General features: G+C 27.4%; 10 protein-coding genes. All 10 read right to left on the bottom strand.

What is annotated here, in order from left to right; genetic code table 11:
* Window positions 1–39: 39 nt before the first annotated feature.
* Window positions 40–714, bottom strand: coding sequence for a stage II sporulation protein R (gene spoIIR / locus AC07E4_RS00580; protein WP_034438453.1), 675 nt, complete (start codon window positions 712–714; stop codon window positions 40–42).
* A gap of 149 nt (window positions 715–863) precedes the next feature.
* Window positions 864–2,033 (bottom strand): Ger(x)C family spore germination protein, encoded by a 1,170-nt coding sequence (locus tag AC07E4_RS00575; protein WP_034438248.1) that lies wholly within the window; start codon window positions 2,031–2,033, stop codon window positions 864–866.
* A complete protein-coding gene (locus AC07E4_RS00570) occupies window positions 2,008–3,126 on the bottom strand; it encodes a GerAB/ArcD/ProY family transporter (protein WP_034438251.1) in 1,119 nt (372 codons plus the stop codon). Before AC07E4_RS00570 ends, AC07E4_RS00575 begins: the two co-directional genes overlap by 26 nt.
* Window positions 3,127–3,146: 20 nt before the next feature.
* Entirely contained in the window at window positions 3,147–4,559 is a 1,413-nt protein-coding gene (locus tag AC07E4_RS00565) for a spore germination protein (RefSeq protein ID WP_051539837.1), read from the bottom strand.
* A gap of 80 nt (window positions 4,560–4,639) precedes the next feature.
* Window positions 4,640–4,837 (bottom strand): CLC_0170 family protein, encoded by a 198-nt coding sequence (locus AC07E4_RS00560; RefSeq protein WP_034438254.1) that lies wholly within the window; start codon window positions 4,835–4,837, stop codon window positions 4,640–4,642.
* 122 nt (window positions 4,838–4,959) lie between these two features.
* Window positions 4,960–5,802, bottom strand: a complete 843-nt coding sequence (gene ispE, locus AC07E4_RS00555) for a 4-(cytidine 5'-diphospho)-2-C-methyl-D-erythritol kinase (RefSeq protein WP_478215481.1) — start codon at window positions 5,800–5,802, stop codon at window positions 4,960–4,962.
* A gap of 113 nt (window positions 5,803–5,915) precedes the next feature.
* Window positions 5,916–7,469, bottom strand: a complete 1,554-nt coding sequence (locus AC07E4_RS00550) for a S41 family peptidase (protein WP_478215480.1) — start codon at window positions 7,467–7,469, stop codon at window positions 5,916–5,918.
* Between the two features lie 256 nt (window positions 7,470–7,725).
* Window positions 7,726–9,282, bottom strand: coding sequence for a DUF3794 and LysM peptidoglycan-binding domain-containing protein (locus AC07E4_RS00545; RefSeq protein ID WP_430830568.1), 1,557 nt, complete (start codon window positions 9,280–9,282; stop codon window positions 7,726–7,728).
* A gap of 506 nt (window positions 9,283–9,788) precedes the next feature.
* The gene (locus AC07E4_RS00540; protein ID WP_034438260.1) at window positions 9,789–10,025 is read right to left on the bottom strand and encodes a Veg family protein; all 237 of its coding nucleotides are present in this window, start codon (window positions 10,023–10,025) and stop codon (window positions 9,789–9,791) included.
* Window positions 10,026–10,420: 395 nt separating this feature from the next.
* Complete coding sequence (gene yabG / locus AC07E4_RS00535; protein ID WP_034438262.1) at window positions 10,421–11,323, bottom strand: sporulation peptidase YabG; 903 nt, start codon at window positions 11,321–11,323, stop codon at window positions 10,421–10,423.
* Window positions 11,324–11,713: the final 390 nt, after the last annotated feature.

The following is an 11,713-nucleotide window of genomic DNA, read 5'->3' as shown; positions in this document are numbered from 1 at the left end:
ATTATAAAAGGGAGGCGATAATTCGCCTCCCTTAACTTTCTATTTATTAAGTATTTTTTTTATAGTTTCTGCTGCTTTTGATTTTAAAACTATATTATTATCTTCTGAGTTATCCACTATCTTTGAATTTTTATCCACATTTTTCTTAGTATTATCCACCATATTGTATTCCTTTTCTGTTAAAACTTCTTTCATTTCTTTTTCTGTCTCATTGTATGAGATTTGACCTTTAGAAACATCTACAAAGCATAGAGGCGGAAACATTACACACCACCAATTATGGCCTTGTCCTTCACCTATGATTATCCTATAAGCTTCATATTTTCCTTGTGGTAAAGTTATATTTCCATATGTTTTTACTGGAAAATACTCCTTTGATAAAGTACTTTCTAATTTATAGTCATATCCATTTTCAATTAATGTTTTTTTAGCTATTTTTATTAAGTTTTCATCTTCATTTTTTATTATTTCTCTTGACTCATTTATTGACTTGGCCTCTTTAAGTCTTGGTGATATATATCTTAAAACTTCATCTCTAACCTTTAATTTTACAGCTTGGTCACCTTCACTATCACTATTAGCTATAACATGGAATCTTATAAGTTTTTCAGATATATCTTCCATAGATGGCTTAGCGATTCTATTCATTCCATATGTTATTGTGCTTCCTAAAACTATTGTTCCTAATAAAACACTTGCTATTACTTTTTTTATATCAAATTTTATATTAAACTTTCTCATAACTAATTCCCCCTAAATATTGTATTTCCTTTATGTTTTTATTATTGACACTTGTCCATTTTTTATACAGCTTGTACAATCTTTTTTTAATAAAATTAGAAGGACTAATAGTCCTTCTAATTTTATTGAGATACTCCAATAGTTTTAATTTCGTTTTTAACATTGAAATTTACTTCCGCTTTTTTATACACTTCATCCCAATGCTCACTAACTTTCTTCCAAACTCTTGGATGATACCTTCTTATATTAGCTTTTATTTCTAATGGATCTATACTATATTTATTTTGAATTATATCAAATACTTGTTTAAATTCTTCTTCCATACTGATATTTAAAGCCTCTTCAACTTGTGATATTTTATCATTTTCAAGCATATTAGATCCTAAATAAGCACCACTAATGCCACCCTTCATGACTATATTATAATTTAAATATAATTTATTTTCTTCTTCGTCATATTTAATTTTAAGTTTACTATTGCTATCATCTATATGATAATCTATAGCTTTGCCTTCAATAAATGAAACTTCTTTCGCTGCGCCTATATCACCTTTAATCAATTGAATATCTGAAACTTGTGGATTATTTAATATACCTTTAACTTCTAAATTTTTCACAGCTACCATACCATAAATTTTTAAGTCCTCTCCTTCAATACCTATGTATGGTATAAGTGATTCGTTATTGCCCTCATTTGCAAAATATGTATGAAGTGTTGTTGGAATTATGCTTGCGTTCTTACTTGTATTAATCATAAGTCCAGCAATATAATTTTCAATGTTATCTTCTGTAGGTGGCTTGTATGTAACATATGGCATAGCCTCTCCTTTTGTTATAACAAGAAACATTGATTTATTTAACATTGAATCTCTACTTATATAATCCAACATTTCACTTAAAACTTCTGGATATTTAAATACATCTTCACTTATCATCAACAATTTACTATGTCCAAAATGAAATTCTCTACTCATTTTAGATGTAGCCTTAAAATATGCATCAGTCATTGAATATCCACTTGAAGTTATAGCCACTTCTGGTGCTGAGCCTTTTTCCGGTTCCATATTTCTTATATCTGGAAATCCATAAGTTACATTTATTAAATCTAATCCATTTTCTCTAAATGGTTCTTTTTGCTTTATTGTTTCAAGTGAATTTTGTTTTTCTATATCTTTTCCAACATCAATAGCTATAGTAGACACAAATGCCTTATTATCTATTTCAACATTATCAGTACATCCAACTAAAATTAAGCACGTAATTGCACTAATAAGAACCCTTCTTAACTTCATTTTTTTGCCCCCCTTTACTTTTAAATAAATTTATAAAATAGGAAACAAATATAACTACTACCAGTGAAATTCCAAATGCAATTTTTGCAGGTCCTATTTTAACAGTGTAAAGTTCTGCCATACTTTGAGGGTATAATGCTAAAATATAAATTATAGGAACATAAATTATAGATGATATTCTTATATCTTCTATATTGAATACTTTAGTAATTATATGAGTTGAGAAATAATAACTTCCTGTAAATGTGGTGTAATAAAACAACACCCATAAAGCCATAACGATCCCATCCCATCTTTCTAATACACCGCTTCTTATATTTATAGATCGAAGCATTGTAATAGTTGGAAATATTTTATTAGCCGCTTGACTTGCTGATAATGTTGCAATAACAAACATTATTGTTACTGTATAAAAAACTCCAACAAATAAACTACTCCTTCTTATTATCCGATTTATGTTTTCCTTTTTCTTAACATAAGGAAATAATATAAATGCAATACAAAATCCACTAAGCAAAAAGAACAATTCCATTACAGCTTGAGCATATTGAATAGGACTATGAGTAAACACCGGTAGCAATCTTCCAATTTTTGCATTTGGTATATTTAGCAATAATATTACACTTACAGGTATAAACATAATAGGAAAAGTAATTTCATTAAAATAAACTAAATTTTTAAGTCCACCCTTTACTAAATAAACTCCCATGAAAACTAATACTACTATTATTATTTCAATTTTAGTTTTAGGTAATAAGTATATTTTAATAACATCAGCAAAAGCTCTTAACGACATAGATAATATTACTATCATTGAAACAGAGTATACTATTGATATTATATTTCCTATAACCTTTCCATATGTATTCTTAAGAACTGTTACTATATCTTCATAATTATTCATTTTTAAAATACTATGTATCATATAAAGAATTAATAATAGAACTATTGTCATCAAAATACTAGCTAAATAACTTTCTTCACCAATTAATCTTGCTACGAATGAAGGTCCATAAAATAGTCCTATACCTATCATAGTTACTACCAAACTTGTAAATAGACCATAATCCTTTATAAAATATTTTTCTTTCATATCACAACCTCCATAGTTTCCTATCTTTGCCTAATTTTATCCCTAGTATGCATAAATTTAGGTCTATATTTAAATATTTTAAAAGGTAATCTAACATACATATCTTTCATATCTGTAACAGATAAATTTACTGCCGGAGACAAATATGGTATTCCAAAACTTTCTAACCTAGTTAAATGTATTAACATGAATATTATCCCAACAACAATTCCATATAGTCCCCAAAATGAAGCCAAAATTATTAATAATATTCTAAAGTATGTAAATGCATGAGTAACTATATAATTAGGTATTAAAAATGTTGAAATAGTTGTAACGCCAAGAACTATTACCATAATAGGACTTGCAAGTCCTGCGCTTACTGCTGATTGTCCTATAATAAGACCACCAACTATACCAATAGTGGAACCTATTGCTTTGGGAAGTTTTGTTATGGCTTCTACTAATAATACTAAACTAAATTCCATAAAAAGAACTTCTACATAAGCCGGAAACGGAACACCTTCTCTGCTTCTTGCCATTGCATATGCCAGTTTTGCCGGTATAATCGACGTATGAAATGAAGTTGCCGCTACATAAAATGCTGGCAATATAAGCGCTAACATTATAGCGAAAATTCTTATTATTCTAACCAAGCTTCCATTGATCCATCTATTATAGTAGTCATCTGGTGCTTGAAAAAAAGTTGCAAGTACAGTTGGAACTATAAGAACAAACGGAGAATTATCAACTATTATTCCTATCCTTCCTTCATATAATGCAGCTGCCAACACATCAGGTCTTTCGGTACTTTGAACTTGAGGAAATGGACTAAATTTATTTTCTTCTATATATTGTTCAACATAACCACTATCTAAAATAGCATCAATTTGTATTTTATCTAATCTCTCCTTGAGTTCTTTTAAAACATCTGGTTCAACTATATCTTGCATATATAATATAGCAACATCAGTTTTAGACCTAACTCCAATTTGCATAGCTTCAATTTTTAATCTTGTATCTCTAATTCTTCTTCTAAGTAATGCAGTATTAAATCTTATAGTCTCTGTAAACCCTTCTCTTGAACCTCTAATAGAAGATTCCCCTGATGGTTCTCCAACACCTCTGTTGGGCCATGACCTATTAGCTATAACACAACCATACGTACTTCCATCAGCAAACAATAATGTTTCTCCAGATAAAACAGCTAATATTCCATCGCTCATCTTATCAACATTTCTCATATCAGAAACAGTTATTATCTTCTCTTTGATGTCACTTAATCCATTTAAACAAGCTTTTCCACCCATTATAGGCTTTAATAAGAAATCATTTAATAGTTCTTTATCTGCCATACCATCGATATATATAAGTCCAAATTTCTTATTTCCTGCCACAAACTCTCGAAAAACTACATCCGAATCATTTTCAAGTAGTTTTTTTGCATAATCCATATTTTTCTTTGCACTATCATATATAGTTTCATGTATGTGTTCATATCTACTTTCCAAAATATTCTCCCTCCATATAAACCTTATACTATAAAAATTGTTCTAACTATAAACATTACTATTGTAATTAAAACAACAACCCCATTTATAATTTTTGATTCTTTATATGCCTTCATCTTATTTTGATTTTTAAAATAGTTTGCATCTAAAAAAAAGCCTACCATTCCAATCAAAACAACTAACATCAATAAATATCCATCACAAGCTGTTATTATCCTCAAAAAAATCACCTCTATTCTCTAGGTTACAGTTTATTGTTTGCAATATTCTTATTCTATATTCAAGATAATAAAAAAAGAGAGTAAATAGCTTCTCAAATCCACTTACTCTCTTAGAAATCATATTATATTGTTTTAGTTATATAACATTTATCATATTTTTCTTTTACAACTTCATAGCACTCTTCAGCTTTTTTGTCATCATCAAAAAATCCAAACACTGTAGGACCACTTCCACTCATCATAGATCCAATAGCTCCATACTCTATCATTTGTTCTTTTATCTTTCTTATTACTGGATATTCTTTTATAGTTACATTTTCTAGTACATTCCTCATGTTATTGCATACATACATTAAGTCATCACTCTTTATTGCACCTATTAATTCTTTTGTTTTAGGATGTTTATGTATTTTATTTATATCTATGTTCTTATATACCCATACAGTTGAAACTCCAAAATTAGGTTTAACCACTACAAGTGTTTTTCCCTTAAAAGATTTTAATGGTGTTACAACTTCTCCAATGCCTTCACAAAGAGCTGTTCCCCCTAATATACAATAAGGAACATCAGCACCTATTTGAAGTCCTAGTTTCATTAATTCTTCATCTGTAACATCATTTTTAAACATATCTCTCATGCACTTTAAAGTTACAGCTGCATCAGCACTTCCCCCTGCCATTCCAGCCGCAACTGGAATATTTTTAACAACACTTACCTCAATTCCACTTTTTATATCATAGGTTTTAAAGAATAAATCTATAGCTTTATAAATTAGGTTGTTCTTATTTAATGGGATTTTTCCCCCATCACAATTTATCTTAATTCCTTCATTACAAATCTTAAATTCTAATTCATCATATATATCAACATTTTGCATAATCATTTCTAAAAGATGATATCCATCTTCTCTTTTTCCAACTACATCTAAAGATAAATTAATCTTTGCATATGCTTTAGCTTTCATAAAGTCACCACCTTTTTAGTTTTATATTTAGTATATCAAATTTTTTTATAATAAAAAATGGATAGATTTAATTATAAAAACTATCCATTTTAAAATAACATCTTTACAATAGTTTATTTTTTAGGTTTATTAAGATTGTAATGTTTTATAAGCTGTCTTACTCTTGTTAATGCATCATTAGATTCTATTACTATATCTGGTTGAAAACCAGTTAATTCAAAATCATCATAATATGGTGGTATATATAACTCATTTCCAAGTCCAACTGTTATATCTGAATTTTTTAATTTATAATAGTACATATTTGCACAAGCAAGCAAGCCACTAGTATTTGTTCCAACAAATACTACATTATCTAAATTCATAAGTTCTTCAACAAAACACTCTCCTGCCGATGCTGTATCCTTATCAATAAGTACAAATAATAAGTTATCATTTGAAATTTTTTCTAAATTTTTTCCTTCTAATCGTGTTTCATTATCTTCAATATAATTACCATCTATTCCCGTAAATTCTTTATACACTTTTTTTATAAGGCTACTATTTAAATAATATGAAGCACCTCTTAACCCAACAGTATGATTAGTATAATTTTTAATCCATTGTACACCTGCCTCCAGTCTTCCTCCTCGGTTTCCCCTAAGGTCTATTATTCCACATGGATAATCTTTCATTTTTAATGCAGATTCTGAAAATTCATTTTGACTAGTGCCACCAATTGTATTTTCATACATTGCATTTATCTTTACAACTGGAATATCATCTTCTAAAAAGTATTCAAACACTTCTTCATTTTGAATAGTGCATGGTGATAAATTTAATCTTATCTTTTCATTTAATTCTTTTTTATTTTCCAAAAAAGTTATATTTACATCAATAACATACTCATTACACATTTCATTTATTATAACTATTCTATAAGTTAATTTTCCATCTTCATTAATACTATATTTGATATATTTATCTATATTTTCATCATCATTTATACTTTTTATATATCTTTTATTATTATCTGCTAACTTATAATAACCATTCTCATCCTTTAAAAATTCCTCATTTGACATGTAATATACTTTATAGGTATTTTTCTTTAAACTCCTATCACTAGATTGATTTTGAGAAATATAAAAATGACCATCTTTTATAAACAGCAAATTTTGAGTTAATATGTTATTAAAATCTCTACACATAATTTTTTCTTTTCCATCTAACTCCTTAAGCACACTTTCCTTTGCTTTTTGAAAAACTTCCGCTCCACCAAAATACCCATAAGCACCATATCCATACTTAAATAAATTAAACATTCTATTCACATCATCTTTGGCTTCATCATAAGTTAAAATTTTATTTTCATCATATTCATCTTCTAGTGATACTATCATATTTTCCTGATACCGTTTCTTATCTACTTCAACAAACTCCTTGATTTCGTCATCAGTAAATGTATCCTCCTCATTTTTTAACCAATTTATTTGTTCTTGTTTTATTTTAGTTTGTATACTGCCCACTTTATCTCTTTCTAAACTTACGGAATTTAAAAATCCATTAAACTCATCTTTCTTCTTATCTGCATAAGAAACTCTTCTTGCAAAAACCCCACATAATATACATGCTATAATTATTATAAACACCGCAACAATCAAGATTTTTCTTTGTCTTGACTTCATATAGCACTCCCCCTTTTATATTATTTAAATTTATTATACATAAGTATATATTATCATTTTTAAACATTTTTTACATTTAATTCTTAACTTCAAGTAATTTCATACCTAAAATTCAATGTTTCAAAATTTTGTAAGAACTTTACATTAAAAACAAATATTTTTCATCTTATTCCTGCTTAAATTTAAAGCCAAATTCAGTTTTACATATATTTATGCATAAAAAAGATATCTAGAAATTCTAGATACCTTTAAAACCTTATATAACTGCTCTACCTGGGATTATTAGTTTATCCATAGGTTTTATGTCACCTTCATCATTTATTTGGTTTATCTCCATTATTTGTTCTTTAGTTGTATAATATTTTTTACATATCTTCCACAAGTTATCATCTTTTTGAACTACATATATAGTTACACTAGCATTTTTCTTTGGCAACTCTCCCTCATCAGGAAGCATCTCTACTAAGAATTTTTGTTTAGTTATATATGAAACTTTTCCATATCCTCTTACTATAGCTCTTATGCACACATTCCCTGCTTCTACTGATGCTTCTATCATTTCAAGATACATTTTGCACATACACATCATATCAATTTTAGCACCATCTATATCTATGCTTGTAGAGAATGGTATTTCATCGCTTGTACAAGATACATATTCTTTATCATTCTCTGTTGTATATAATACATCAGCTTTTAAAACTCCCTCTACAACTATTTTATTATCTACAAGTTTCTTATCTGTTATATTTACATCACCTGTAGCCATAATTATTTTAGAAGGCTTTTCACCATCTACTTCTATATCACCTTTAACTAATACTTCTGTTTGGTTTGAACCTTGCATTACATTCATTTCAAATTCTTCTTTATCCATTGTTAATATTTTATTTGGTGAATATGCATCTTCTATCATTTCTATTTCATCTTTGCACATAACGTTTGTGTAAGTTTTAACTAAAAATTCTACATCTAATATTCTATTTTCACCCATATCATCTTCTTTTACTTCACATTCAAAAGGATATACTAAAAAATCTGTATTATGTTCCATATTGCTCTTTATACTATCTATGTCTACTTCCTTAGTTATTGGAACATTCTCATTTATACATATAATCTCTCTAGTATTTCTACCCTTATATAGTATTTGAATATTAGCATTACAATCTATACTCATACCGCCATCATAAAGTCTTATATCTTTTTTTCCTATAGTCACGAAATATTTTATTATTTTACCAATTTCAGGTTTATCCATATCAATTTTTATTTCTGTTTTACCAGTTATCTCATTTTCAAAATTACCAACAACTTTATCAACTACCATTGGTTTCTTTAAAAATTGTATTTCATCATCTCCGTCTACTTCCTTCACTATTTCAAAGCTATTCTTCTTAACAATATCACAACTAAAATTTGCTATACCTTGTATACAAATCTTTCTTTCATTAACTATTAAACATTGAATATGTTCCATACTAACTTTTGCTTCACAATTCATATCATCAGTAGCATCTTCTGCATCAATTGTACTATTTAACTTTGTGCTATAACTCACAGAGTATGCTTCTGTATTTTCTTCTTCTCTATTCATATATAACACATTAAATTTTATTTCACATTCAACCATAACCTTTCCATTCATAACTTCTTTATTTGTTATAAATGGTTTTGCATCTAACATTAAAACGTCTATAACATCTGGAAGTGTATCTGGAATTACATACTCTTCTTTTATAACAACATCTTCAGACTTTTCCCCAATTGATTGCTCATAGTCTATATTGTCTTTAATCAAATTCAAATCCATAAAAATAACCCTCCTCTTTAATCTTAAGTATATCTTTGAAATAATATTATGTTGCTCTTTTAATTTTTATGAGTATATGTACATTTATAATTAATTAGATGTAAATATATTTTACAACCGTTAATTGTAAGCTTATTAAAGTTTAAAATTTATAACACATTTTTATATACTCATAATTAAATAATAACATTCTTATCTATTTCTAAAATATACCTTAAATACCTACTAATAATTTATATAATCTATCCTGAAGAATTATTCCTATATTTTATTTTTTGTTTAAATAATTTTTTTGAAAATATTGTTGACTTTTGTCGATAATTGTTATATTATAAAGATGGTTATTGACCATATAACCTCTCATAAATTCTCAATACCCTTTTATACCATAGCTGAAAGATGGATCCCCCATCTTTCATTTTTTTATTTTAAATATTTATTTTGCTTATATTTTAAAATAATAAAAAAGGATACACTTAAATGTATCCTTTTTTTATGTCAATTTTCTAACTAGCAAATACTAATTGAACTGTTTTAGTTAAAACATCTGAATAACTGTATGTAACAGTTCTATGAGCACAATTATCAAGTCTAATCACAAAGATGCTGTCATATGCTTTTTCTAGTACTCCGTCATTTATTAGGATTTTTCTCCTGCCGCCATTAGCCTTTAACGTTACTTTTTGGCCTACATGCATTTCAATATCTTCCCTAATTGAAAGCAACACATTTCTTTTTTGCATGTGAAACACCTTCTTTCATTATATATTATATAATAAACACCAACTAATATCAACTTAAAATTTTTATTTTATTATTTATTTGATAAAATGTCAATATTAGATTTGGGGTATATTTCTTTAAAATTTGTTATTAAATAGGATATTTTCTTGGTTTTAATATGAAATTCTTCAACTTGTAAAATATTTATCAAACAATACTGAGGTTAGTATGTGTGTATAAGTAATTTTCTATACATATTATATATATGTTTTCACTTTGTTAACATTCCTATTTGCAAAACTAATTTTATTTGTAAAAAATAATAGATAATGAATACTAATTAACCTATAAAAGTATTATTCATTATCTATAATTTTAAAGTATTATTTACAAAATAAATAAATTAATTTAATTTCTATATGAATTGTGATTTTGGATATCCCTCTCTATATTTTCCTCTTGTCTGTAAACCTCCAACCCCTCTTATTCCAGTTATGCTATTTTCAAGTGCATCTTGTATATTAACTACTTCATCAATACCTGCATATGCTATTTTTTCACATATAAGTACTGGATCTAAACAATGTATTAATATTCTATCAGGTGAACTTGCAAAATTAGCACCAGCATCTAAAAGAGCTTCATAGCAAGACTGACACGCACCTGCAAATATAACAAGTTCATCATAACTTGACTTATATGCTCTCAAAATGGAAACTGCATCTACAAAGTATTTAGAATTTCTATATTCATTTAAATCCATATAATTTGATATATTTTTATTCATTCCATCATGACCAGTTATAACTACTATATCAGGATTAACTTCTTTTACTAAATCTAATATTTTTTCTGGCTGTTCTCTTTCAGTTATCACTTTTCCAACTGCATCTATGGAAAGTTCTTTATATGTCTTCAAACATATATCTACATAATTTGCATCACTATCAACATGAAGTATCCTTCCAGGCCTACCGAAAAATAATTCCTTCTTATCTATCTGATTTTTGTTTTTTTTTACGTAATCATAATAAGAACTGTCTAGAACTTCTGCTGACTCTCCTCTGTATTGTGATCCCCTACTATTAATAACCTTTTTCAAGCAATTATTCACTTTTTTATTAAAAATTTTGTCCACTGCACCTTGTCTATTTCCTGTAAGTAACTCTAAATCTTCTTCTGTTGCATCAGCTTCAATACGTATATTTAAACCTTGTATTATATAAACTTCTTTGCCCTCTTCTTCTTTTATATCTATTATTTTAAAAGCAATGTCTCCATCATAAGACTTTCTAGTAACAATATCACCTATTTTCACTTTTAACCCCTCTACTATATAGCTTTAATAACATTTTATGACATTCTACCACTTATTGTTCCAAACTCGAAATCTAAAATTGAATTATCTTACTTACTGCTAATTTAAAATTTAAAGACTCTAGGTTAAATCTTTAAATTTATATATAAAAAAGATACTAGCTATTTTGCCAATATCTTAAATACTTTCTTATATAAGGCTGGTGCTTTATCTCCAGCTAATGCAACAGTTGATACTACTTTTTTCTTCTTTTTCATTGCTAAAGAATATACCCCAAAAGCCAACATCCTTGTTAGTGTAATATCTTTCTCTATTTGTTCACTACTTCTCATGATTACATTTTTTATATTTTCAAAAGGCAGTATATACCCCTTTATCTTTTTGTCTTAC

The sequence above is a fragment of the Clostridium amazonense genome (assembly GCF_056431285.1).
This window is presented reverse-complemented; position numbering and strand designations above follow the sequence as displayed.

Excerpts from the sequence above, each read along its gene's own strand:
- AC07E4_RS00575 (WP_034438248.1), bottom strand. The coding sequence starts at position 2,033 with ATGAAGTTAAGAAGGGTTCTTATTAGTGCAATTACGTGCTTAATTTTA.
- AC07E4_RS00570 (WP_034438251.1), bottom strand. The coding sequence starts at position 3,126 with ATGAAAGAAAAATATTTTATAAAGGATTATGGTCTATTTACAAGTTTG.
- AC07E4_RS00565 (WP_051539837.1), bottom strand. The coding sequence starts at position 4,559 with ATGGATTATGCAAAAAAACTACTTGAAAATGATTCGGATGTAGTTTTT.
- ispE (WP_478215481.1), bottom strand. The coding sequence starts at position 5,802 with ATGAAAGCTAAAGCATATGCAAAGATTAATTTATCTTTAGATGTAGTT.
- AC07E4_RS00550 (WP_478215480.1), bottom strand. The coding sequence starts at position 7,469 with ATGAAGTCAAGACAAAGAAAAATCTTGATTGTTGCGGTGTTTATAATA.
- AC07E4_RS00545 (WP_430830568.1), bottom strand. The coding sequence starts at position 9,282 with ATGGATTTGAATTTGATTAAAGACAATATAGACTATGAGCAATCAATT.
- AC07E4_RS00540 (WP_034438260.1), bottom strand. The coding sequence starts at position 10,025 with ATGCAAAAAAGAAATGTGTTGCTTTCAATTAGGGAAGATATTGAAATG.